Source organism: Kovacikia sp. CALU 1929 (assembly GCF_056784235.1).
Map to the genome: position 1 here is coordinate 1 of NZ_JBXBCF010000076.1, position 24885 is coordinate 24885.

The window sequence follows — 24885 nt, forward strand, 5'->3', positions numbered from 1 at the left end:
ATAGATCTGCCCAAAATCGGGTATTGAGTCAGGTTAGACGCTCTATGCGCCGCAGATTTTGCTGGCCGAAGCCCAGCAATTGACCATGAGACTGTTATGAGACTGAAAATTGCTAGAAAACCAATTAATCGAGGTGCCCTAATGCAACTATACAAATCAATAACTTGGTTAATATCTTTTCACGGAAGCCTTACTTCGGCTTGACTTTGAACAACAACCTTGAAATACTGCTTCGACCGACAGAAGCCGCGCAATAAATGAATTACAGAAGTTTTCAGATGCGTAGACCACAGCAAAGACAGGGACTAGGGAATAAGGAGTAAGGAGTAGGGAATCGTGTGGCTTAACCAAATAAAAATCGCTGTAACCTATCACTCACAACTTTTGCCAAGCTCCGGCTTCTTCCAGAGTTCCCGAATCTGGAAAACCCACATCCGATACTTGTGGGACTTTCCTGGTAGAGTTTGCCCCATGTCTGCTACCATTCCTGACACCTAACACCTAACACCTGCTAAAAGAGCCATGCTGGGAAAGGATCGTGATTGGATGGCGGCTGCCCATGAGCATTATCGGGCAGGACGATTGACTGAGGCAGAAGCCCTTTACCTGAAACTGCTGGAGCAGCAACCGCAGCAACTTCAGGTGTTGTCCTGGTTGGCATTGATTACTGACCAGTTAGGTAAACCGGAGGCAAGCATTGCCTACTACGAGCGGATTTTGGCGCTGAAGCCGGAGGCAGCAGAGGCACACAGTAACATCGGATCGGTGCTGTGTCGGGTGGGCAGAGGGTCCGAGGCGATCGCCCATCACCGACAGGCACTATCCCTATTACCCAATGATGCCGATGCCCATTACAACCTGGCAGTGGCACTCTACCAGAATCACCAGATAGAGGCGTCGATCGCCCATTACCGGCAAGCGGTTGCCCTGAATCCTGACCATGTCAGTGCCCATGCCAACCTGGGATTGGCGCTCTACCGGCAGGGAAATTTGGAAGAGTCTGTGACCTATTATCAACAGGCGATCGCGCTGAAGCCGGATCATCTCAATGCCCAGAATGGGTTGGCAGTCGTGTTGTATCACCTGGATCGGTTGGAGGAAGCGACGGCTCATTGCCAGCAAGCGATCGCCCTGGAACCGAAATTTTTCAGTGCTTATAACAACCTGGGCACCATCTTCCAGAAGCAGGGCAAACTGGATCAGGCAATGGCGCAATACCAGCAAGCAATTGCCCTGAATCCAAACTATGCCAACGCCTACGATAACCTGGGGACGATTTACCAGGAACGTAAAAACCTGGAGCAGGCGATCGCCCATTACCGAACGGCGATCGCCCTCGACCCCCAATCTGCCAACGCCCACAACAACCTTGGCTCGGCACTAAAAGACCAGGGCAAGTTAGAGGAAGCGATCGCCTGCTGTCAGGAAGCGATTCGGCTTCAGCCCAGCCATGCCGATGCCCACAATAACTTTGGGAGCAGCCTGGTGGAGCAGGGCAGATTGCAGGAGGCGATCGCCCATTATGAGCAGGCAATCTACTACAAACCTGATCATGTCAACGCCCATCTCAACCTGGGTATCACTCTGCTGATGCTGGGTAACTTTCAGCGGGGCTTTGATGAGTACCACTGGCGCTGGCGCAGCAAGCAGTGTCCCCCCCTGCGTTATCCCAATGCCCTCTGGGGTGGCTCGGATCTGACAGGCAAGATCATTCTGCTGACGGCAGAGCAGGGATTTGGTGACACCATCCAGTTCGCCCGCTATGCACCGCTAGTAGTTGAACGCGGTGGCTGTGTGGTCATTGCCTGCCAAAAACCGCTCCTGCGCCTGCTGGAGACGCTACCCGGCGTGGATCAGTGCATTGATCGCGATCGGGTGAATGTGGAAACCAACTTCCACGCTCCCCTGCTCGACTTGCCCCTGATCCTGGGAACAACGGTTGATACTATCCCGGCAAATGTGCCCTACCTGAGTCCGCCAGCTTCCGATTTTCAACTGCCTACTCCGATAGTTTCTGGACTGCCAGAGGAAACAGGGGGCGATACCACCCAACCGGATAGAAGGCTAAAAGTGGGTTTTGTTTGGGCATCCAATCCAGACAGTGCTACGGCTAAAAAGCGTTCCTGCCCCCTGGCACATTTCCTGGCATTGGCAGAAGTTCCGGGTATTGCGCTTTACAGTTTGCAGAAGGACATACCAGAGACAGATCAGGAAATCCTGCAAGCAAACCCAGCGGTTCAAGACCTGTGCCCTCAAATGAATGATTTTGGCGATACAGCAGCGGCGATCGCCCAACTTGACCTGGTAATCAGTGTCGATACGGCAGTTGCACACCTGGCAGGTGCTCTGGGCAAACCTGTATGGACGCTGCTGCCCTTTGTTGCCGACTGGCGCTGGCTCCTGGATCGGCAAGATAGCCCCTGGTATCCCACGATGCACCTGTTCCGCCAGACGCAGGCAGGGGATTGGGCGGAGGTGTTTCAACAAGTACTGAATCGGTTACGAGCAGTTGGTCAGAAAGAGGAGGATTTGGTTCCAGGGAGATGGGGGGATGGGGAGAGCGGAAAAAATCCGCTTGCTAAAACAATGGCTAAATCGGCAGATCAGGCAGACTGGGGAGATTTACTGCCACCCGGTTGTCCCCATGCTTTAAAACAATGCCGACATGGAGTGCTGCTCTACAATCCCACCGATGCGCAAGTCGGCAAGTCGCTGGAGCTTTATGGAGAGTGGCTGGAGGCGGAAATTTCGGTGTTCCAATCCCTGGTCAGGCAGGGGGATACGGTGGTTGAAGTGGGTGCCCAGGTGGGGACCCACACCCTGGTATTGTCAGAGATGGTAGGTCAGGCAGGGAGAGTATTGGCAACGGAACCCCATCGCCTGCGGTTCCAAACTCTCTGCGCCAACCTGGCACTGAATCACAGGACGAATGTGGATGGCTATCAAATTTTGCTAAGCAAAATTCCTGGTTTCACTAATCGGATTGGGGCTGAAGCTGGCTTATTGGAAAATCTGGGCAGGACGATCCAGGAGCAGGTTCAGGTGATGACCCTGGACAGTTTCGAGCTTCCCCAGTGTCGCTTACTCAAAGTCAGTCTAGCTCAGGAAACCCTGGGGCTATTCCAGGGAGCAGCAGCTACAATCCAGCGCTATCAGCCGGTTTTGTACCTGGAAAGCTGGCAGCGGGAACCCCCCAAGCCCCTGGTTTCCTATCTCAGTTCCCTGGGGTATGACCTCTACTGGCATCGCCCCTCACTCTATAATCCAAAAAACTTTCTCCACAACCCTGAGAATATTTTTGGAACCGCAACCGCATTCAATATTTTGGGGTTTCACCACACTCAGCGGATTGCAGTCCAGGGAATGGAGCGGGTAGCCATAGGAGGTGACAGATGATGGGGGCGCGATCGCGCTTTATGCGGCTGAAGTATCAGGTTTCACGGGGTTCACTTCAGTCTAGGGAAGGGGGAATAATTTACAGTTGCGGTATGTAGGAAATATCCTTTACAACTTAAATAACCGGGTGAAGGATGGGAGTCTAAATTACGTCTACGCCTCACTTCATCCTCATCATTTAGCTAATGGGTGGATGAGATGCTGAGATCCCCGCCTTCTCATTGAACTTACTTCGATTCGCCCAATAATCCCACCAGAAACCGGGGATCTGAGAAAAAGCGCACATTGCATTAATTTTTTAATCTTTAATCACAAAGATGGCAAATCAGGAACAGGTTGAACTGCTGAAGCAAGGGGTAGAAGTCTGGAATGAATGGCGTAGAAACAATCCAGAAGCTGAAGTAGATCTCAGTGACGCTTACCTTAGAAAAGCTGACCTCGTCGAAGCTGACCTCAGAAAAGCCAATCTTGATAGAGCTGACCTTATTGAAGCTGATCTTAGCAGGGCTGATTTGAGCCAAGCGGACCTTTTTGAAGCCGATCTCAGAAAAGCTAGCCTTGTTGAGGCTAACTTGAGAAAGGTGAATTTCGTTGAGGCTGTAATCTTCAGTGCTCATCTTAATAAAGCCAACTTAAGCGGATCTGATCTGTTTGCAGCAGATCTCAGCGGGGCTAATCTCAGTGGGGCTAATCTAAGCGAAGTTAATCTCAAGTCGGCAAATCTCAAGTCAGCAAATCTCAAGTCAGCAAATCTTAGCAATGCTGATCTTATGAATGCCAACCTCAATGGGGCTAACCTTAGCATGGCTAACCTCATACAAGCTAACCTGAGTGGTGCTCAACTCTTAGCTGTTGATTTGACGAGCGCTAACATGCTCAGCGCTCAACTTCTAGGAGTTGACCTGACTAAAGCTAATCTCAAGCAAGCGGACCTCTCTGGAGCTAGTCTCACGAGTGCTAACCTTATCTATGCTGACCTTCGTGAGGCTAACCTTAGCAAAGCCAATTTGCTAAGAGTGCAGGCACTGGCAACAGACTTTACTGGTGTGAATCTCACGGGTACTTGTTTAGAGGACTGGAATTACAACAATGAAACGAAACTGCATCAAGTAGATTGTGCTTATTTTTACGAGAAATACCCCGATCAAGAACGTCGTCCCAGTGACCCAGCCCGGAACTTTGAGCCAGGAGAATTCAGCAAACTCTTTCAAAAAGCTCTTAACACCGTTGACCTCATTTTCCGCAATGGTTTGGATTGGAAAGCCTTTGCTGAAACTTTCAACGAAGTCAACGCAAAAATTATAGACGAGTACGGTGGTGAACTCTTTCTTCAAGGATATGAGGTTTTAGGAGAGGGGTTGATAAGGCTTCGGGTTATTTACCCAGAGGGAGCAAGCGGGAATAAAGTTCAACAGCTACTTGAACAAAACTATGAACTTCAGCTTCAGATAGCAGAACTACATGGTCAAGTGAAAACTTTTGAAAGAATGCCCCCGCAAATCCTTATTCAATTAGGAGATAACAGGTTAATGGATAATCGAACGATCAACACAGGTGGCGGCAATTATGTTGAGTCCAACACAGGAACCTATATTCAAGGGAATTACATCGCTTTAAGCCAAGACTTAGCTCAAGCAGCCGTTCAAATCCAGAATTTGCTAGACCAATTGGAAACCCAGGGTATGACGAAAGATCAGGCACAGGGATACGTCGCTAATGAAATGAGAACACAGGCAGAGAAAGACCCCTCGTTTCAGCAAAAGATGGTGAAGTGGGGGCAATCGTTGGGGGATTCTGTGTCCAAAACGGTGTTAACTGAAGGGGTCAAGGCGGTTTTACGATTGGCAGGAGTGCCTCTGTAAGAAAGTCGCTCATTTGCCCCTTCAAGGCATCAGCGCAATTTTATTTCGCAAAGGAGAACAGATAGCTTCACCTACATTTCCAGAACTCAATTTGATGCTGGATCAGGTGGTGAATGCATCTAGCTTTATCTCAAAAGAGAACAGCCATGAAGGTTACAGCGATTTTTAGATGAGTAAACCACAACAGCGTGTGGATGAGTGAATGGGTGGATGGAAGGGGAAACGATTGTAAGGTAGGGTAAATTGAAACATCGTTCCAATTTATCCACCAATTCAGCAACACCTAAACGGTAACCATCTCACGCCACGCCCTGTCGAACACCCTATTTCAATACTTTGTTGCCCAAACAGACCCGCCTAAATGAATCAAGTGTTTCCTGGTTTTCTACCCTCTGAGGTCCTTCAGCTAATCGAGCCAACGTCGATCGCCCTGGCAAAAAGCATCCAGCAGATAGAACTGTCCACATCTCTCACGCCTCAACCCATTCCAACCACCTACATCCACCAGGGAACGGGGGGTGTTCCCATTCTGCTGCTGCACGGATTCGATAGTTCTATCCTTGAATTTCGCCGCCTATTTCCCCTCCTGGCTCAGCACAACGAAACCTGGGGAGTGGATCTGCTCGGTTTTGGCTTTAGCGATCGCCCCCTTGGGGTTCAGTTTGACCCGTCCGCCATCAAGACCCACCTGCATTCATTCTGGAAAACCCTGATCCAGCAGCCTGTGGTTCTGGTTGGAGTCTCTATGGGCGGTGCTGTTGCCCTTGACTTTGCCCTTTCCTACCCCAAGAGCGTTGAGAAACTGGTGCTGGTGGATAGTGCTGGATTTGCCAAAGGTCCAGCAATGGGGAAATGGATGGTGCCGCCCCTTGGCTACCTGGCAGCAGAGTTTCTACGTCGTCCCGCTGTGCGAAAGCAGGTAAGCCTCAACGCTTATGTTGACTCCCGTTTTGTCACAGCCGATGCCCTACTATGCACCAGTCTGCACCTGACTCAACCAGGATGGCTTCAGGCAATGATTACTTTTACTCGTAGTGGCGGTTATACTTTTCTGACCGACAAAATTGCTCAAATTACAACTCCGACTTTAATTCTTTGGGGTGACTCCGATCGAATCCTGGGTACAGCCGATGCAGAGCGATTCCAATCGGCGATCGCCCACAGCCAGCTCATCTGGATTCCAGAATGCGGACACGTTCCCCATCTGGAAAAACCCCAGATGACCGCCCAACACATCCTGGAATTCATCCACCCCTAACCGAACTGTCTGTTCCCATTACCTTTCCCCTTCCAACCCCGCCCATGACCCAACTCAACGACCCGGCGATCGTTACCGAACTGACTAACCTTTACCTGAAATACGAAAAAGCCTTGTGTGAAAACGACACGGCTGTACTGGACGAGTTGTTTTGGGATTCTCCCCATGTCCTGCGCTTTGGAGCCACCGAAAACCTCTATGGGATCGATGCCATTCGCACCTTTCGCCAGAATCGCCCAACTAAAGACCTGGCAAGGGAAATATCCCACCTGCAAGTCATCACCTTTGGCACCGACACCGCATCCGTCACCCTTGAGTTTTGCCGTATCATCAACGGCATTCCTCGCCTGGGTAGACAAAGCCAGTTGTGGCGGAAACTCCCACAGGGCTGGAAGATCGTCTCAGCCCATGTTTCGTTGTTGCCAGAAGGGTGAGGAGTGAGGAGACTTGTTAGTTGTTAGTCGCGGGTCATTGGCTATTGGTCATTGGCTACTGGTCATTGGTAATTGGTCTTTACAAAGGACAAATGACAAATGACAAAGAACTCCATTCCCCAACTTTCAACTCTCAGCCCCTTCCCCCTCCCCCTGTTAAGAAAGTCAAATCTGTTTAAGAAAATTTTCTCATGTGAAATGAGTTGTGATTTCAGCGCATGTGTATAGGAAGAGGCATAGAATAAAATCGATAGTATCGATTAGTCAGAGGAGAAACACATGCCAGTCGCGGTTGGGGTGATTCAGACGGATGGGTTCCCCCCTGTCCTAGCGGCGGCTGATGCAATGGTGAAGTCTGGGCGGGTGACGCTCGTTTACTTTGGTTTGGCTGAAAGGGCAGAATTTTTGGTGGCTGTGCGTGGACCTACAGCCGAGGTGAGGCAGTCAGTGCAGGCAGGAATTGATGCCGCGAATGCGACACCTCCTGGGGAAAGGCTCGTCTCCTGGTACATCATTCCAAATCCGCCAGAAAATGTGGAGTCGGTGTTGCCGTTGGAGTTTACTCCCTTAACGGAGCGGTACCGGGTATAGGGGGTTGGTTGCATAGGGTGGCGGACGGGTAACAGATTTTCAATTTGTATTGCTTAATTCAGGAGATTTACAATGCCGAAAGCGGTCGGGTCAATCGAAACAAAGGGATTCCCTGCAATGATGGCAGCGTCTGATGCAATGGTAAAGTCGGGGCGGATTACCCTGGTGGGCTACATTCGGGCAGGGAGTGCCCGCTTTACGGTTAACATTCGGGGAGATGTGTCTGAGGTCAAGCGGGCGGTGGAAGCTGGGATTGAAGCCGCAGAAAAGACCTATGGTGGCACGGTAGAAACCTGGGTGATTATTCCCAACCCCCATGAGAATGTGGAAGCGGTGCTGCCGATTGAATATACCGAGCAGGTGGAGCGGTTTCGGATGGCGGTGGAAGGGCGACCGATGCTGGGGCAATTGCCGACCGGGTCTAGTTGATATTGCCGGAATCTGCTGATTTCAAAATTTACTTAAGGATTGGATGAATTGGCATCAGGTTCAATTCATCCAATTTTTTTATGCTAAGACGTTAAGATGTCAGGCTAAGTACGCGAAACCCAACATTTATAGGAATTGCAACAACCAGCAAGTTGAATGGATAAGAGCGAAATTGTACAGTTGAATCACTATCTTCTACGAGGTTGATTATATGGGTTTCCTGTCGTCACTACGAGGCGGGCGATCGCACTACAAGGCAGGAGATCGCACTCCTGATTAAGTCCTGCACTTGAGCCGTCTAACTAGCCGATTTGGGGCAGATAGTTTGCCGCAGTGCATCATCAGATCCCAATTTGGATGCTTATACTGACTTTTGCAGGCTATCCCTCCCATAGAGGTTATATTTAGATTTAGACTTAGATGCTGGATAAGTCTCCTTCTCAGGAGTATTAGGCTATTTAGAGGGGTGCAATGGAGATTAAATAATAAGTAGGTAAGGACAGAAAAACGCATCTGAATTGCGAAATGTAAACTTCTCTCTATTCGTCAACCTAAGCAAGTTTGGAGTCAACCTTACAAAATTTGATTTACATGGGCTAAATTGCACTGACCTCCTGAGTTGTACTGCTCTATTCCATATAATGAAGGGGTAGTTCGTCAACTCTCTTCGAGGTTTAGGAGTATCTGTTATGAATCATATTCAGATAAAAAAAGTTGACAGTACTCTCGGTCAAGTTGTTCTAGAAGATATTCAGCATCTAAAGCAACACCTTGACGATACTCTCGCAAGCTCAGATCAAACCTTAATTAAGAATCTCATTGAAGAAACGGAGTCTTTTTTAGAAAACGCTAAGGATGCCTCAAAAACATATCAAGAAAGATATGGTATTTTTGATCGATTGAATCAATCTTGGTTCAAGGTATGTGATCACTACAAGAATATTCCTGAAGCAATCGATCTAATCAGATGGATCGATCATATGACCAATTACTCTACAGCGTATTCTTACTTATGTCTTAGTCTTTCGCTAATCAATGAAGACAGGACAAGTGAATACAAAGCAGATCTTGAAAGAATTGTTTCAGGTTTTCTTTTGCTTTCTGAGATTGTTGACGTTTTTACAGGCTTCTTCTCAACTTCAGAACTAGGGCAAATTTATGATGGTGCTAGAAATGCTATCTCTGTTTCTATCCGTGATATAACAGAGTACTTCGAGAATAGAGAAATATCAAATTTAGTCACTCGACTTAGAGCTTATAGTAGTCTTATTGTATTGAAGATTGAGGAGCATGTTAAGAATACAGAATTAACCCTAGAAGCTGAAGACACAGAGCTTGAAAGTCAAACAGAAATTCACTTGTCCTCTAACCCTTGGTGGGAAGAAATCTCCGGAACATTTGTTGATAACTCAGTTTATGATGAAGCAATGCGGTTAGGGCGTAAGTACCGCAATTCGCTTCGCGGCTCTTCTGGGTTTGTAATGAAAAGGTAATCTATGACAAAACTTTGCGACTCTGTGTTCAGGAACCTTAATTCTGTCTAATTGTAGACAATATTTATAGCTTTATATTTAGAAGATTCCGCTTCGCTCAGATTTCACAAGGTTATCAGATGTGTGGATGTACATTTTTGATACTGATCATCTCAGTGTTTTAGAACGTGGAGGAACTACTGCTCAGCGCTTGAAACAAAGATTAGCAAGCATTAATTCTACTCAAGTAGCAGTAAGTATTATTAGCTATGAGGAGCAAATGCGCGGGTGGCTAAGTTACATAGGCACAGCCAAGAATGTTGAACAGCAAGTTGAAGCTTACAAACAACTCAAGCAACAATTAATAAACTACTGTAAAATCCCAATTCTTGAGTTTGATGGACAAGCCTCTCAAGTATTTCAGCGTCTAAGAAAAGAGTATCCTAGGCTTAGCACAATGGACTTAAAAATTGCATCAATTGCGTTGGTAAATCGAGCAGTTTTGTTGACTCGAAACAGTGCTGACTTCGGGCGAATCTCCGGTTTATCTATCGAGAATTGGACATGAGAATTTTGGTTTTCTACTAGCAGTACAACAAGTCAAATGCAGCGGACAGTTGAGAGGATGTCTGAGAAGTCGATTTAAACGGTTAAAACCTCGATTTTCTCGTTAAGCTGTGGGTGCTGAAAACCTGATTTCTCCGTTAGAGGTAACCCTTTTCAGACATCCTCTGAAAATTGTTGGTGCTGAGTTCGGGGTTGCTTGCTGCTGCTGATTTGAGCCGTTGTGCTGCTCCATTTCTCGGTGGGGACGGTACAGCAAAGTTATTTGTTGGTATTGAAGATTAATCTACCGTAAGTTTGCTGCATGGCGTTACCTTGGAAGTAACAGCGAGGCGATTCTCTCCGAGACGGCAAAGTCGATCGCACATAGCGCCCCGGAGTCAGCACATACCCATGCGACTTAATAAACGTAAATCACCTTGTCATTAGACATTACCGGAAATAGCGAAGCATTCTAAAACGAAGCAATCCCTTGAGGAATTCCAAGTTCAAGCAGCTTTGAGTTGGCGATGAGTGAGTCGGAAGTTGTGCAACCCACACGCTGTTTCCATCACATCATCGACAAAATAGGGGGTGCGATTGCGAAACTGATGCACCAAAATATTGCAACGTTTGATGCCACTAATCTGATGCTCAATTTCAACTCGTTCTTGGGCAATCTCTCGATTCCGTTGTTTGTCAGCCTCACTCAGCGATTGGTCGCGCGGCTTTTTCTTCGGTTGCCGAATCGTCACCCCAGGGGGAGCAAACCGCTGAAATCCGGTATCTTGCCATAAGGTACTGCCTTCTGGAAACAGGTACTCCTCTCCATCACAAATCGCTTTGTCATGCACCCTGCCGCAATAGGTGTCACTCAAAAACACCACCTTGCCGCTCCGTTCACTGATGACATTATTTGTGACGCTGTGACGCTTTTTTCTGCCACTGTAATAATTCTCCTGCTGGTCAGGGTCTTTGGGGCGATTGATGGGGCGCTGGGTCCCATCAATCAGAAACTCTAAACTCGGACACTCGCTCAAAACAGCTTCTAGTCGCGCTGGATTTCGCTCGGGTAACTGCTTCTCATAGCCCAGCGCTTGATTCAGGATTCGACTCAGTTTGTGAATCCATTCGCACGCTTGAGTTTGCCCAAGTCCAAACAAAAATCCTTGCACCACTTGGGTGGGATACAGTCGGAAGTACACCAGGATGAATAACAGTTTGTCCGCACTGCTGGATAGTTCAGCATGCCGTCCTCCCCCGTAGCGACGAGCACGGGGTTTTTGAACATATTCTTGCTCAATGTATGCTTGCCAAGCCACCTCAAAGCTCTTGAGTAACGTCTCAAACTCTGACTGATTCAGTCCCGTTAAGCTTTGCAAAACAGAGGATTTGCCTTCAACTTTGCGGTAGTTGAGCATCGGTATTGCGGGGATTCAGATTCATCCCTCAGATTACCTTATTTCCGTTCAAGTCTATTGTAATCCGTCAAAAATACATGCTCGACACCCACTGGATTAGTCCACAGCTTCAATAGTGATTCCTGCTAGTCGCTACCAGTTGGGAGATCGTTCGCAGGAGTGCCTGTTCATTGTATGGTTTGGAGAAGTAGGCGGCTGCACCGAGGTTGAGGGCAAGCTGGCGGTGTTTTTCTCCACTCCGGGACGTGAGCATGGCAACGGGAATTGGCTCCAGTTGGGGAGTGGACTTGCTCTTGGAGAGGAAGCCGTAGCCGTCCAAGCGGGGCATTTCGATGTCGCAAATGACTGCGTGCACGGCTAAGCCAGCCAGGAGTTTTTCCAGGGCATCCTGTCCATCTTTGGCTTGCTCCACACGATAACCTGCTCGCTCCAGGGTTAATGCCAGGAAGCGACGAACGTTGATGGAATCATCCACAATCAGGATGGTGGGTTTTTGAGCCGGTGCGGGATTGAGTGCAGGGGGTAGGGCCAGTTCAGCACTGGGCAGGCTGGGAGAGTCAGACGGAGACGGTCGAGTATTGGTTGGTGACTCATAGCGGGTAATCCATTGTAAGAGTTCCGATACGTTGACCAGGGGCACTATGCGCCCATCCCCCATGATGATGCAGTGGTTGAATCCTGGCGGCATGGGAATATCACCCTCGACCCGACGGATAGCGACTTCCTGCTCTCCCCAGGAGCGATCGACCTGGAGCGCAACTGGTTGATGACCCTGATTGACGATCAATACTGCTGGCGCATGGATCGTCGCGGGGGCTTCCAGGTTGTGGGGATGGCGGGGGCAATAAAACACGAACCACTGGGGCAGGCGGACTAACTGCACCAGCGTTTCCTGATAGCTAAGAACTTCGCTGCCAGCAGTATTAATCACTGCTTCCGGGTTCAGCAGAAACATTTCTTCCACCACATCCGTGGGAAATGCCAACAACATGCCATGACTTTCGACCAGCAATACCCGTGCAATCGATAGGGTGAAGGGGACAGACAGGTTAAAGGTGGTACCGATTCCCGCCTGGGTATTGACGGTGATTTCGCCGCGAATGCGTCTCAGGTTATCTCGCACTACGTCCATGCCCATGCCCCGCCCAGACAGGGTAGTGACCTGATCAGTGGTACTGAAACCCGGTTCAAAGATCAGCGTTAGCAGTTCTTCATCGCTGGCATTGGCAAGCAGGGTGGGGTCGAGTCCCATCTGTTCGGCGCGATCGCGCACCTTATGGAGGGGAATGCCACCGCCATCGTCACTCACCGTAATGTAGGTACGATTACCCCGATGGGTCGCCCGAATTTCAATCTGTCCTTCCTCTGATTTGCCCCGTGCTGTGCGGGTTTCGAGATCTTCAATGCCATGATCAAAAGCATTGCGTAGCAGGTGCATGAGAGGGTCGTTCAATTGTTCCAGGATGTTGCGATCGATGAGAGTGCTGCTTCCTACAAGGTTGAGCCGTACCGGTTTGCCATACTGTAATGCCATCTCCCGCAGGGCACGGGGAAAGCGGTCTACCACCTCTGAAAGGGGACGCATCCGGATCTGGGTCAGACTGGTTTGCAGTTGTCTGGCAGTTTTACTGAGGCTGCGACTGGACTGCTCGGCATCATCCAGGCTCAGTTCCACATCACTGGTTAATTCTTGAATCTGAACAATGGTTTCCATCACCTCCTGGGACAGCAGGTGCAGATCGCTGTACCGATCCATTTCCAGGGCATCAAATTTACTGTGGATAGGGTTGAAGCCTTCCCGTTCATCGGTTCCTTTGCCCGGTGCGCTTAATGCTGAAAAGGCAGAGGGTGAATGAACCGCAGAACCCATCAACAGAGGAATTGGGGGTTTGAATGAAGGAGCGGGTGTTTTGTCGTAGGCTGCGCGCATTTGAGTATTGGTTTGCTCCAGAATTTTAAGCCGCTGTTGCAGGGTAACGGTCAGGCTGCGTAGACGTTTAAGGTACAGGTCAAGTCCATTGCGATCGATCGCAAGTTCGCCAAACAGGTCATTCAACTGGTTGAGTTGGCGCACGGAGACCCGAACGGTGGCATCCTGATCTTCCTCAACGGAACTGGAGCTATCGGTACCCGTATCCAGGATTTTGAAATCTGTAACTTGAGATTCACGCATCCTGGAGCGTTTACGGGCAGCAGGGGATGATTTTTTTGGGATCGATCCGCCCCGTTGTTTGGAGGTGGAAATGGTTGGGAGGGGTTCTTCAACGGATACTTCTAGGAATTGAGCAAAGATCGGATCGTCCAGAGCAAGAGCATCATGGGCACCATCTGCCAACGTACTATCTGCTAACGCACTGTCTGGCATCATGGGCAGCGCAATTTCTGTGGGTAACAGGTCAAACTGTCCCGTTAAAACTAGAGCCTGGGTTTTGCGCCATGCTTGCAGAGCAGATCGGGCGATCGCGTCCACCTGGTCAGGTAGGGTATCCAACCCGTTAGTGACAGACTCACACAGATGGGTGAATGGGGCAAGCTGGAGCATTTCTCCTAACCCTGCCAGTTCCTGTGCCAGAATCGTCACTTCTTCCCGTAAGCAAGGCTGGCTGGGGTCTTCCAGCACCGCCTCTAGCCGCTGCAAGCAACCCTCCACCTCTGTTTCAAACAGCACGGGAATAATATCTTGCCCCTCTTCGGGAGACAGGATAGAGTGGGCATCTTCATCCTGAGGATCACCCAAAATTTGGTGCAGTTGTTCAAAAATGGGATGGGCGACTGTTTCCAGCCACTTCGGGTCAGTTGGGATGGATTGGCGATCGCCTGCAATCACCTGCCGCAAGCAATCCACTGCCGCCAGCAGCAAGTTTTCCAGGTCAGCGTCAACCTCTAAGGACTTCTGCACCTTCAAAACCTTGAACGAGTCTTCCAGGCGATGCGCCAGATGGCTCAACACCTCAAACCCCATCAAGCCTGCCCCCCCTTTAATCGAGTGGGCAGCCCTCAAAGCCGCATTAATTTTCTGAGCATCAACCCGGTGATTCGCCAGTCCTAATAGTGCAGAGTCCAGAGTATCCAGATATTCCTGCGCTTCATCGAGGAACTGCCGCCGAATTTCAAGTTCCTTGTCGTATGACATGACTGTAAGTAGGGAGTAAAAGGGTAGGGGGAGTTAAAAGTTGAGAGTTGAGGGTTGAAAGTTGAGCGGTAATGGGGAATGGTTCATTGTTGGTCATTCGTCCTTTGTCATTCGTCATCTGTAAGTACCAGTGATCCAACAACCAACAACCAATGACCAACAACCAACAACCAATCACCAATGACCAACAACCAATCACCAATGACCAACAACCAATCACCAATGACTAATGACTAATGACTAATGACTAATGACCAATGACCAACAACCAATGACCAACAACTATCCAACCTTGAACGTCTCAACCGAATCCTGAAGCTCCTTTGCTACTGCAACGGTCTGACGCAGGGAATTAGACACTTGCAGGGAGGATTTGGAAGTGCGTTCTGCGACTTGAGCGACTTCTTCCATCAGGGAAGAGATGGTTTGAGAGGTTTGTACTTGGGATACGGTGGCTTCTGAAATGGACTGCACCAGAGAGTCAATCTGGCGAGAAACCACCAGAATTTGCTCCAGGCTTTGCTTGGCATTGCCAACCAGATAGGTGCCTTCCACCACCTGGGTTGTTCCCTGCTCCATGGCTTCCACGACTTCACTGGTTTCCCGTTGAATCGTTTCCACAATCTGTTCAATCTCGCGGGTGGCAGCAGCGGAACGGGCAGCGAGTTCACCCACTTCTTCGGCAACGACGGCAAAGCCCTGTCCTTCTTCTCCGGCGCGGGCGGCTTCAATTCCGGCGTTAATTGCCAACAAGTTAGTTTGCAGAGCAATTTGATTGATCAGCGACACCACCTTAGAAATTTGCTGAGAGGATTCACCCAGCCGTTTCACTTTTTTGGCGGTTTCACCAATCGTGTCACGCAGTGCCAGAATGTTTTGTACCGTCAGATCCATTGCCGTTCCGCCTGCCTCAGCCGTGCTGGATGCAGTGCGGGCTACGGTAGCTGCCTGACGGGCATTGTCGGCAACTGCCCGAATTGAATGGGTCATTTGCTCAACAGAGTCCAGGGTTAAGGTTGTTTCCTGAGCCTGTCTCAGTGCCTCTTCTGCCAGTCCTCGAATGGCACCTTCATTTTCACCGAGAGCTGTGTTGACATGCAGGGCAGATTGTTTGACCTGGGTAACAATCTGGCGCAGGCTTTCTACAATCGAGTTGAAGAAGTCGGCAACGGTGCCGATGTCGCCTGCCGTGACATCGGCTCGAACGGTCAGATCGCCCATTGCAGCGCCTTCCACGTCTCCCAGCAGGGTGATCAATTGACGCTGTAAGGCTTCTTGTTGGTGGCGCTGCTCCTGGGAAATTTGTTCTGCCTCTAACCGGGATTGCTCTCTCTGCTCAAACAGGGCTGCCCGGTCCAGGGTCAACCCAAGCTGAATGGCAACCTGGCGGAAGAAGTCTACTTCGACAGTCGCCCATGCGCGCGGACGGGAACACTGATGCACAATCAACAGCCCCAGGAGTTTGGTGTTGACGAGAATGGGTGCCACCAAATTGGCTTTGACTTCATAGGGTTCTAACTGTTCCAGGTGGCAGGAGGTCAGTCCCGCTTCCAGGATATTGGGAGTTGCCTGTACCCGCCCCTGGCGATATTTCTCAACATAGTTCTCGGCAAAACAGGGGTCATAAATACTGGAGCCAAGGGCAGCGGGGTACTTTGGACTGACTGATTCGGCGACAAAGGTGCCTTTCCACTGCTCATCAAACAGATAGACGACTGCCCGGTCTACCGCCAGTGCCTTATGGGTATCGCGCACGAGTCGATTGAAAATGGTTTGACGGTTGAATGACTCTTGCATGTGCAGGGTAATTTCATAAAGCTGTTGGGTATATCGGGCAGCCTCTTCTTGCCGTTCCAGGAGATATGCTTGATCAAGGGCATAGCCAATCTGGGTGGCAAGTTGTCCCATGAAGTCTACTTCAGAGGGTTGCCATTCCCGCGGACCTGAGCATTGGTGAGCGCACAACAATCCCAGTAGCCGGTTGTTATCTTTAATTGGTGCAATGATGTTGGCTTTAACGTCTAATCTTTTGAGGATTTCGCAGTGACAGTGGGATAGTTTGGCTTCATCCAGATTAGTGATAAAAGCAACTCTGCCACTTTCAAATCGTTCGATCGCCCCATCTACCATCGGATCATGAATAGTCTGCCCCAGGGCTTTACTCCAACTGGGTACCACGGATTCAGCAATCACAACTCCACTTTTGTAGTCATCGCTAAAGCGGTAAATAAGAACCCGATCGACCTGCAAGAACTCACGAATTTCTTTGACACTATTGCGGGTGATGTCTTCAACTTTGAGCGATCGCCGCAAGTTGGCAACCACATCACTCAGTACTCGAAATTCCTGCTCTCGCCGCTGCTGCCGTTCAGTTTCCTGGTTCAAGGTCTGTTCTGAGCCAATGATACCTGCTGCCAGATGGTTAAACAGGGTTGCCAGGTGTCCAACTTCATCTCTGAACAACACCTTGGCTCTGGCAGTGCGATCGCCCTGGGCAAATGCCAGGGTTGCCTGCTCCAGATCCTGGATGGGTCGAGCCACTGTCCGTTTCAGAATCGCGGCACAGAGCAGAACCATGAAAATTCCCAGGAACAGAACGGTTCCCTGTTGCAGTAAGCTGGCACGGAGTAAGCTATATAAATCCGCGTCGGGGATGCCCCTGACCAGGATTGCCGCAGGCTGATTGCTATAGGCGGGGAACGCACCATTAGCGGTTTCAACCACCTTATTGGGCATGGCTTTGGCAGACACCGTATAGGAGGCTCCATCAATTGTGACGTGCCCAGTCACCGTTTCTCCTTTGGGTGCGGCGGCGGCGGCCGTCAGCAGGGATGGGTCAGCAATGGAGAGATTGGGTTGCGTTGGTTCTCGGCTGGCATTGTCTTTGTTGAGTGCCGTTGCCAGTCTAAACTGTCCATTCGGTTGACGGAAATAAATCCCGTTGTAGCCCTTGCCCAGGGTGTTGGCTGTGCTTTCTAAAACAGTCAGATTGTTGTTTACAAGAGTGCCAAACACCAGCGAACCAATGACTTCCTGTGTATTTGGATCTTTGACTGGGGTAATCACATAGCGAATCAGTGCATCCTGATTAGCAAAACCAGTTGGGAGGGATATGGATTCCTTTACCAGTTCATTCCAGGGAGCGATCGCGCTGGCTTTAATTTGCTGACCATTTTTTATCGCCTCACTGACGAGTCTATTCGGGTCAAACGTTTCTCCCCGCCGATTGGCGTTGGCATTTCCAATAATTCGTAAGTCTTTTCCAACCAGGGTTGCATATCCCAACTGGTGAGTCTGGCTCTCCTTTCTCAGGATTTGCCGCACCTGCTCCTGTAGCTCTGCACTTAGATCTTCTCCATTCATCTGAGCTTTTGTGGCGTTGATCAAAAGGGTATTCTCTGCCTGTTTACGGGCGTTTAACCCCAATTGATCGATTTTCAGCTTGTAGTTCGCTTCCGCAATTGTGATCTCTGATTTTGCTTGCTCTAGCGACTGGGTTGTCGAGCGGTTGCTCAACATTAATGCTGTACCCACACTCAAGCCCAGAATAGGCAGCAGTTGGCAGATCAGCAGGGCAATGAATTGTTTGCGCTGAATCGGTAAATCACAAAATTTTTGCACCACCGACGACTTTTGCCTGGAATTGGGCGGAATGGGCAACTGAGTCTGTGGCTCAGAATTTGAGGAGCGGGAAGATGGCGTATCCCAGGTTGGCTGAATTGGCTGAAACTGGAACGTATCAGAGTCCGCATTCGTTCGATTGACCATAGCAGGAAAATTCTCAAGGGTAAGGGGGATAGGGGAAGGATGAAGGCGGGAAGAGTTGAGAATTGAGAGGTGAGAGTAAAGAATGAAAAAATGGAATTTCTAACTTTCAACTTTCAAAAATGAAGCAATTGTCAGTAGCAATTTTTAATAGGGTGGGCACTGCCCACTATTCTTCAAACCATCTCAGCATCGAGGTTTGTGGGCAGCATCCACCCTACAATTTGTGGCTCTCAACGCTCAACTTTCAACTCTTAACTTTCAACTTTCAACTCTTAACTTTCAACTTTCAACACTGGCGATCGCACAATACTCTCAGCACCCAGGACTAGCAATATTTGCTGGTCTTGCAAGACACAGCCAAGCAGGTAAGGCATGACGGCTGATGACAGATGGCTGGGAGGGGGTTGAATCGCTTCAGGGGCAAGCCAGCACATGCCTTCCACTTGCTGTATGGCAATCCCTAGCGGAACTTGCCCAACCCGGACGATCGCGATCGTGTGTTGCGGCAGATTGGCATCCAGGTAGCCCATGCCCAACATCTGCGCCAGGTCAACCACCCAGAGAACTCGACTGCGGCGATTCACCAATCCCAAAACGGAAGCAGGCATATTGGGCATCGGGGTCAGGCGCGCTGCTGGGACAACCAGTACCTCCTGCACCTGTTTCATCAGCAAAACCGCATGAACGGTTGGCTCAAGTTGAATCTTGAGGTAGGCATCCCCCAGCACCTTTTGGGAACGAAGGGTGTGGGGAACCAGGGTTGAAATATTCATAGGTTAAGCAGCGACTGATTTGACAGCCCGAATCAGTTGTTCACAGGTAAAAGGTTTAGTCAGATAGGCACTGGCACCCTGTTTCATACCCCAGAGGCGATCGATTTCCTGACTTTTAGAGGTGCAGATAATGACGGGTACGTTTTCCGTAGCAGGATGTTTTTTCAAACTGCGGCATAGTTCAAACCCACTCATTCCAGGCATGACCACATCGGTAATAATCACCTCTGGTTTTAGGTCTACTGCCCGACTCAAAGCTTCCTTTGCACTCACTGCGCCAACGACACTGTAGCCACTTTCTCGTAAGTAATAACTGATTAACTCCATTTCAGAGGGAGTATCCTCAACAATCAAAATTGTGCCCATCAAAGTTATGCTCATTCGGGTTGTCCTCAAAAGGTTGCAAGCCTGATTACGATAAGTGCTTAAATACCATCTTCAACAGTTCTGGCTGGGTAAATGGCTTGGTTAAATATCCCGAAGCCCCAACCAGTTTTGCTTTTGCTCGATCAATGAAACCAGTATTGCCTGTCACCATAATGATGGGTGTATGTTTGAAGCTGGCATGTCTTCGCAGGAGCGAACACAGCTCGTAGCCATCCAGGTTAGGCATTCCCACATCCAATAAAATGACATCGGGTTTGCTACGAATAACCTGCATTAATGCCTTGATTGGATCATTAATCATAATCACAGTGAAGCTGGCATCATCTAAAAAAGACTTAATTGCTTTTAGAATGGCAGGGCTATCATCAATACAAGCGATCACATAATGACCTTTAGGAAGTGATTCTGGACGATCTCTCACAATGGTGTAGTCTGATTGCGATGACCAGGTAGAATTTGCTTCCTCACCTGGTTTCTCAGTCAGTTCCTCTGTTAGTTTCGTAGAGAATGAAGTTGATTCCTGTAATGCCTCTGCCTCATAGGATGCCGCGTCATTTTTCCACTTAAATGGATTTAGTTTCTCCGGCGATCGCACGAAGGATTTGGCATCGGATTGCTGTTGCTTCAACTGCTCCTGATAAGGACCAATGATTGAATACAGGTCAATTTGGCACAGGTTGGGATAATCATTTAGATTTTCTTTTTCAATCAAATCATGAGTTCCTTCTGTCACGGTCAGAAAAGACTTCATCACTTCCTGTGCGATCGCCTCGATCAGAGTGGTTGCCTCAGCCACATTCAAATAGTGCTGCTCAACTAACCAGCGAATTGCTCGATAGTCCGCACTTACGCCTGAAGAACGGCTGTCTGCAACCGCTTCAAATAACAAGCGCACCTGAACACGGACAGAACTGGTCAACGTGGGCACCTGGCGAGCCATCTGGCGCAAATGGCGATCAAGCCGCTCAAACGGTTTTACAGAACTGGTGGCAAAAGCCAGTCTGCCCTGGTCAAGGTAAATCAGCCAGGAAATTAATCCGTCGGATACATACAAGCAACCACTGGTAAAGTCACTGGTCAATTGTGTCAGTAAATTAAGGGGATAGAGTTTTTGGGAGGGTCCGTAGCTAACCATAGATATGGGGCTCATGTAGGTCTTCTCCAGCAGGGAAATAAAAAGGGTCGGGGTGAGCACCACAAGAAATTGCACCAACCTTTAAAAAGACTGGTACTCCACGGTAGAAGCTTTTGTCAGCAGCATCGATCAGTCGATGGATGAGTTGCCAATCAACCTGGTAACTCTACAACTGATGACTGTTTCTATAGCAATCCTAAAAGTTTGCCAACAGACTGCCTGAGACACCCTGTTGTACGCAGTCCCAATCACCACAACCTGGTCAGGGATAGCTGCGATCGCAAATAAACTTATCGCGATAATTGAATTTTAAGAGGGACTCTTAAGTAACAACAAAGTTGAGAGGTAGAAGCCGTTGAAAAATGAACATCACGAAATCAATTCGGATTGACAAGATGGAAGATCATCTTCGTCAAGAAAGCCAGAACGCTAACAAAAAATTTAACCGGTAGTGCAACTGTAATGACTGGCAACCAGGTCACTGGCGACTGAATGATTGGCAATTCCGTTGCCAGACCCTTGACGCATCATGTCAAGCCCTGTTTATACTGTAACGAAATTTGTACCCTGTAAAGAATAGTATCAGTCCTAACCAGTGAATAAGTAAAGAATTCATGAAGAGTACCTAACTGATATAAAGAAAAAGAAAATTCTCTTATTTCTTTCTAAATACTAAATGCATGACCGCTCAGAAATATACAAGCTAGAATGCTTTGGAGGCAGGGTTTTTAGCGTTCTCACCTCTATTTGAATTGTTATCAGTATTCAGAAATGCATGATTCTGAAATAATGAGATCTATTTGATAAGTATTTTTACTTAACATTTTTATGCTAGTGCGTGGAAGTATTACTACGGGATTAGCTTGTGCTTAATTTTACTTACAGTCATTTTCATCTGTGTAGGTCACACCGATCCATTGTTTCGCATTCATTTAAAGGCATCGCCTGTGGGGCACTCGTCTGAAAACCCCTGTAAATGGACTTACGGTTACTAATGCTTGTTCAGCCAATCATGTTTAACTTCTAACCCCTGGCACCTAACACCTGGCATCTGCTCCCTGCCCCCTCTTCCGCTATTGTGGTGGTAAACCCACTGATACCGAGAAGTCATCCGTGAGCGATCTCAAATTTCAACTCCCTGTCTGGCTTTTAGCTAGTCTAATCGCCCTGTCCGCGTTGTTAACAGGCTGTGACTTGCCCCAGGTTCGTGCCGAGGACCGATTATTTCTCAATCTGTCCCTGGATTTTCTGGATGAGTACCAGTTACCCAAAACCAAGTTTGAAAATACCCCGGTCGGCGGACTGTCAGGAATCACCTATGATCGGCAGGGCGATCGCTTCTATGCCATTTCAGACGATCGCAGCGAGTTTGCGCCTGCCCGCTTCTATACCCTTAAAGTCAGCCTTGACTCTGCCACTCCAGAAGCACCTAAAATCAGCCAGGTTGAGATTGAAAACGTGACCTTCCTTGCAGATGAAGACGGCAACCCTTTTGCCAAGGGAACCGTTGATCCAGAGGGCATTGCTTTGACCCCATCTGGCAGCGTTTTCATCTCCAGTGAAGGGATCGCTCCCCAGCGCATTCCCCCGTTTGTGCGGGAGTTTGACCTGCAAACCGGAAAGATGAAACGCAATTTGCCCGTTCCTCAGCGCTATAATCCCGTTTTTGAAGAGGAACGCCAAATTCAGGGCGTGCGTAACAACCTGGGGTTTGAATCCCTTACGGTCAGTCCTGGGGGATACGGCAAGACAACCCTGGAACCCTACCGTCTATTCACAGCGACGGAATCTGCCCTGATCCAGGATAATGACCTGGGCGAAACTGAGCAGGGTGCCAGCAAAAACCGGATGTTGCATTACCTGGTGGAGGAAGACAGAGCAGTTCTCCTATCCGAACACCTCTATGCAATGGATGCTCCCCCAGAAGGAGCCAGGTATCACGGCTTAACCGAGCTACTTGCCATCGATCAGGGGGGGCACTTCCTCAGCCTGGAGCGATCTTTTGGGATCAATGGGGTGGCAGTTAAGCTGTTTCAACTGGCAATGGGTGGGGCAACGGATACTGCGGCGATCGCGAGCTTCCAGGGAAACCCCACCGGCGTTCAGCCCATCTACAAAAAACTTGTTCTTGACCTGACGCAACTGGGAATCAAGCTCGACAACTTGGAAGGCATGGCGTTGGGACCCCGCCTAGCCGATGGCAGTCAGAGTTTAATTCTGATCAGCGATGACAATTTCAATCCGCAACAAGTGACCCAACTGTTGCTATTCCGTATCAAAGGTCTTGGCTGAGGACGGGGTGGGAGGATATAGGGTTGGTACCCCGTAACCGATAGCTAGTCCCCTCCAGCCTTTACAATAATCTCAATATTCTTGAAAGCGTTTTATCACTTAGCATGACTCATTCCACAGATATTGCAGCCCTGGCGCGGCTAATGGCAGCAGACTTTAGTAACCAGGAGCAGGCATTTGAAAATCCTCCCCTATACGCCCATATCCGGGTTTGTATGCGCCCCTTACCCCAGGGATTTCTGTCTGGAGTGAGCCTGTTTCTGGAACAGGCTTATGATTTCATGCTCAACGATCCTTACCGGGTTAGAGTGCTCAACCTGTTCGTCAGGGACGGACGGATTGAACTGGAAAACTATAAAATTCGGGAAGAAGAAAAATTTTATGGTGCATCCCGTGACTTGGAGCGTTTACACACCCTTGAGGCAGACCAGCTAGAGCTGATGCCCGGTTGCAATATGCACGTTGAGTGGACTGGCACCAGTTTTAGGGGACAGGTAGAACCGGGGAGAGGCTGTATTGTGGTTCGCAAAGACAAAACGACTTATCTCGATAACGAATTTATTGTTGATACTGAACAACTGCTTAGTTACGATCGCGGACGGGATCCTGAAACCGATGAACTCATCTGGGGTTCTATTGCGGGTCCGTTCCAGTTCGTGCGCTGGGCAAATTTTGCGGATGAAGTGAAGGTTTAGCCTATGTACGACTTGCTTCTGCGCCAGTGCCGTTTGCTGCAAACTGACCGGACGATCACCGAAGGTGACATTGCCATCAAGGGAGGGGCGATCGTCGAGATTTCGCCCCACATTACCGGGCACGCAAAGGTCGAACTGGCAATTCAGGGGCGACTCGTTAGCCCACCCTTTGTAGAATCCCACATTCACCTGGACTCTGCCCTTACCGCCGGAGAACCCCGCTGGAATCAGAGCGGCACTTTGTTTGAAGGGATTGACATCTGGCGGGAACGCAAACAAAACCTGACGCTGGAAGATGTGAAAGCACGGGCGATCGCAACCCTGAAGCAACAGGCAAGCCAGGGGGTGTTGTTCGTGCGCAGTCATGCTGATGTCAGTGAAGCCAGTCTGACCGCTTTGCAAGCCCTTCTGGAAGTTCGAGAAGCCGTCAAAGATTGGATCACCCTCCAGGTGGTTGCCTTTCCCCAGGATGGAATTTACGGGGCACCCCACAACGACACCCTGATGGAAAAAGCCCTGGACATGGGCGCTGATGCCGTTGGTGGCATTCCCCACTACGAACTGACCCGCGAAGATGGAGTCAATTCTGTCCACCGCATCTTTGAACTGGCACAGAAGTACGATCGCCTGATTGACATCCACTGTGACGAAATTGATGATGACCAGTCCCGCTTTTTGGAAGTCGTTGCTGCCTGTGCCATGCGGACGGGCATGGGTTCGCGAGTCACCGCCAGTCATACCACGGCATTTGGTTCCTACAACAATGCCTACGCCACCAAGCTTCTAGGTTTTCTGCGCCGCACTCAGATCAACTTTATTGCCAACCCTCTGATCAACATTACGCTTCAGGGACGTACCGACACCTACCCCAAGCGTCGTGGTGTCACCCGTGTCAAAGAACTCTGGCAGCAGGGCATGAACGTCAGCTTTGGTCATGATTGTGTGCAAGACCCCTGGTACTCCTTAGGCACCGGCAACATGCTGGATGTTGCTTTTATGGGACTCCATGTTTGCCAGATGACGGGCACCGCAGAAATAGATGCCTGCTATGACATGGTCACCTGGAACGGGGCAAAGACCCTGAATGTTGCAGACCGCTATGGCATTGCCATTGGCAACCCTGCAAATTTGATCGTCCTGAATGCAAAAGACCGCTACGATGCGATCCGTTGCCGTGCAGTCGTTGAATACGTCATTTCCCAGGGGAAGTTATTGGTGAAAACAGAAGTCCCCCGCACAACCTGGCATGGACATTAAATGGACGATGCGATCGCTCTGCTGCTCTGTAGGTTACAA

General features: G+C 49.3%; 17 protein-coding genes. 11 read left to right on the plus strand and 6 right to left on the minus strand.

Translation table 11 applies throughout. The features are described from left to right. Positions 1 to 522: 522 nt before the first annotated feature. From AC1S52_RS19590 to AC1S52_RS19625, 8 genes are all read left to right on the plus strand, one after another. Positions 523 to 3396: a tetratricopeptide repeat protein gene (locus AC1S52_RS19590; RefSeq protein ID WP_482030728.1), complete on the plus strand. Its 2874-nt coding sequence runs from the start codon at positions 523 to 525 to the stop codon at positions 3394 to 3396. Between the two features lie 317 nt (positions 3397 to 3713). Beyond that, positions 3714 to 5258, plus strand: coding sequence for a pentapeptide repeat-containing protein (locus AC1S52_RS19595; RefSeq protein WP_482030729.1), 1545 nt, complete (start codon positions 3714 to 3716; stop codon positions 5256 to 5258). Between the two features lie 361 nt (positions 5259 to 5619). Next, a complete protein-coding gene (locus tag AC1S52_RS19600; RefSeq protein WP_482030730.1) occupies positions 5620 to 6516 on the plus strand; it encodes an alpha/beta fold hydrolase in 897 nt (298 codons plus the stop codon). A 44-nt stretch (positions 6517 to 6560) separates the two neighbouring features. After that, positions 6561 to 6950, plus strand: coding sequence for an oxalurate catabolism protein HpxZ (gene hpxZ, locus AC1S52_RS19605; RefSeq protein ID WP_482030731.1), 390 nt, complete (start codon positions 6561 to 6563; stop codon positions 6948 to 6950). 279 nt (positions 6951 to 7229) lie between these two features. Further along, on the plus strand, positions 7230 to 7541 hold the full coding sequence (locus AC1S52_RS19610) for a carbon dioxide-concentrating mechanism protein CcmK (RefSeq protein ID WP_482030732.1): 312 nt from the start codon (positions 7230 to 7232) through the stop codon (positions 7539 to 7541). Positions 7542 to 7613: 72 nt separating this feature from the next. Further along, entirely contained in the window at positions 7614 to 7970 is a 357-nt protein-coding gene (locus tag AC1S52_RS19615; RefSeq protein ID WP_482030733.1) for a carbon dioxide-concentrating mechanism protein CcmK, read from the plus strand. Between the two features lie 689 nt (positions 7971 to 8659). Beyond that, positions 8660 to 9463 (plus strand): hypothetical protein, encoded by an 804-nt coding sequence (locus AC1S52_RS19620; RefSeq protein WP_482030734.1) that lies wholly within the window; start codon positions 8660 to 8662, stop codon positions 9461 to 9463. A gap of 127 nt (positions 9464 to 9590) precedes the next feature. Continuing rightward, entirely contained in the window at positions 9591 to 10010 is a 420-nt protein-coding gene (locus AC1S52_RS19625) for a type II toxin-antitoxin system VapC family toxin (protein ID WP_482030735.1), read from the plus strand. 484 nt (positions 10011 to 10494) lie between these two features. Here the strand turns inward: AC1S52_RS19625 and AC1S52_RS19630 are convergent, their stop codons facing one another. The 6 genes from AC1S52_RS19630 to AC1S52_RS19655 form a co-directional block, all read right to left on the minus strand. Then, on the minus strand, positions 10495 to 11406 hold the full coding sequence (locus tag AC1S52_RS19630; RefSeq protein ID WP_482030736.1) for a transposase: 912 nt from the start codon (positions 11404 to 11406) through the stop codon (positions 10495 to 10497). A gap of 109 nt (positions 11407 to 11515) precedes the next feature. Next, positions 11516 to 14539, minus strand: a complete 3024-nt coding sequence (locus AC1S52_RS19635; protein ID WP_482030737.1) for a hybrid sensor histidine kinase/response regulator — start codon at positions 14537 to 14539, stop codon at positions 11516 to 11518. Between the two features lie 282 nt (positions 14540 to 14821). Continuing rightward, positions 14822 to 18307 carry a GAF domain-containing protein gene (locus AC1S52_RS19640; protein ID WP_482030738.1) on the minus strand — a complete coding sequence of 1162 codons (3486 nt, stop codon included), beginning with the start codon at positions 18305 to 18307 and terminating at the stop codon, positions 14822 to 14824. A gap of 272 nt (positions 18308 to 18579) precedes the next feature. After that, positions 18580 to 19080: a chemotaxis protein CheW gene (locus AC1S52_RS19645; RefSeq protein ID WP_482030739.1), complete on the minus strand. Its 501-nt coding sequence runs from the start codon at positions 19078 to 19080 to the stop codon at positions 18580 to 18582. Between the two features lie 3 nt (positions 19081 to 19083). Next, complete coding sequence (locus AC1S52_RS19650; RefSeq protein WP_482030740.1) at positions 19084 to 19461, minus strand: response regulator transcription factor; 378 nt, start codon at positions 19459 to 19461, stop codon at positions 19084 to 19086. A gap of 31 nt (positions 19462 to 19492) precedes the next feature. Further along, positions 19493 to 20617, minus strand: coding sequence for a response regulator (locus AC1S52_RS19655; protein WP_482030741.1), 1125 nt, complete (start codon positions 20615 to 20617; stop codon positions 19493 to 19495). Positions 20618 to 21715: 1098 nt separating this feature from the next. Between AC1S52_RS19655 and AC1S52_RS19660 the strand changes: the two genes are divergently transcribed. The 3 genes from AC1S52_RS19660 to codA all read left to right on the plus strand — a co-directional run bounded on the left by AC1S52_RS19660 (position 21716) and on the right by codA (position 24846). After that, positions 21716 to 22894, plus strand: coding sequence for an esterase-like activity of phytase family protein (locus AC1S52_RS19660; protein WP_482030742.1), 1179 nt, complete (start codon positions 21716 to 21718; stop codon positions 22892 to 22894). A 104-nt stretch (positions 22895 to 22998) separates the two neighbouring features. Continuing rightward, positions 22999 to 23589: a CpcT/CpeT family chromophore lyase gene (locus tag AC1S52_RS19665; RefSeq protein ID WP_482030743.1), complete on the plus strand. Its 591-nt coding sequence runs from the start codon at positions 22999 to 23001 to the stop codon at positions 23587 to 23589. A 3-nt stretch (positions 23590 to 23592) separates the two neighbouring features. Continuing rightward, positions 23593 to 24846: a cytosine deaminase gene (gene codA, locus AC1S52_RS19670; protein ID WP_482030744.1), complete on the plus strand. Its 1254-nt coding sequence runs from the start codon at positions 23593 to 23595 to the stop codon at positions 24844 to 24846. Positions 24847 to 24885 lie beyond the last annotated feature (39 nt).

What these genes read in the sequence shown, in the direction of transcription:
- AC1S52_RS19595 (WP_482030729.1), top strand. Translation starts at nt 3,714, where the DNA reads ATGGCAAATCAGGAACAGGTTGAACTGCTGAAGCAAGGGGTAGAAGTC.
- AC1S52_RS19590 (WP_482030728.1), top strand. Translation starts at nt 523, where the DNA reads ATGCTGGGAAAGGATCGTGATTGGATGGCGGCTGCCCATGAGCATTAT.
- AC1S52_RS19620 (WP_482030734.1), top strand. Translation starts at nt 8,660, where the DNA reads ATGAATCATATTCAGATAAAAAAAGTTGACAGTACTCTCGGTCAAGTT.
- AC1S52_RS19650 (WP_482030740.1), bottom strand. Translation starts at nt 19,461, where the DNA reads ATGAGCATAACTTTGATGGGCACAATTTTGATTGTTGAGGATACTCCC.
- AC1S52_RS19655 (WP_482030741.1), bottom strand. Translation starts at nt 20,617, where the DNA reads ATGAGCCCCATATCTATGGTTAGCTACGGACCCTCCCAAAAACTCTAT.
- AC1S52_RS19600 (WP_482030730.1), top strand. Translation starts at nt 5,620, where the DNA reads ATGAATCAAGTGTTTCCTGGTTTTCTACCCTCTGAGGTCCTTCAGCTA.
- AC1S52_RS19625 (WP_482030735.1), top strand. Translation starts at nt 9,591, where the DNA reads ATGTACATTTTTGATACTGATCATCTCAGTGTTTTAGAACGTGGAGGA.
- AC1S52_RS19645 (WP_482030739.1), bottom strand. Translation starts at nt 19,080, where the DNA reads ATGAATATTTCAACCCTGGTTCCCCACACCCTTCGTTCCCAAAAGGTG.
- hpxZ (WP_482030731.1), top strand. Translation starts at nt 6,561, where the DNA reads ATGACCCAACTCAACGACCCGGCGATCGTTACCGAACTGACTAACCTT.
- codA (WP_482030744.1), top strand. Translation starts at nt 23,593, where the DNA reads ATGTACGACTTGCTTCTGCGCCAGTGCCGTTTGCTGCAAACTGACCGG.
- AC1S52_RS19640 (WP_482030738.1), bottom strand. Translation starts at nt 18,307, where the DNA reads ATGGTCAATCGAACGAATGCGGACTCTGATACGTTCCAGTTTCAGCCA.
- AC1S52_RS19610 (WP_482030732.1), top strand. Translation starts at nt 7,230, where the DNA reads ATGCCAGTCGCGGTTGGGGTGATTCAGACGGATGGGTTCCCCCCTGTC.
- AC1S52_RS19635 (WP_482030737.1), bottom strand. Translation starts at nt 14,539, where the DNA reads ATGTCATACGACAAGGAACTTGAAATTCGGCGGCAGTTCCTCGATGAA.
- AC1S52_RS19630 (WP_482030736.1), bottom strand. Translation starts at nt 11,406, where the DNA reads ATGCTCAACTACCGCAAAGTTGAAGGCAAATCCTCTGTTTTGCAAAGC.
- AC1S52_RS19665 (WP_482030743.1), top strand. Translation starts at nt 22,999, where the DNA reads ATGACTCATTCCACAGATATTGCAGCCCTGGCGCGGCTAATGGCAGCA.
- AC1S52_RS19615 (WP_482030733.1), top strand. Translation starts at nt 7,614, where the DNA reads ATGCCGAAAGCGGTCGGGTCAATCGAAACAAAGGGATTCCCTGCAATG.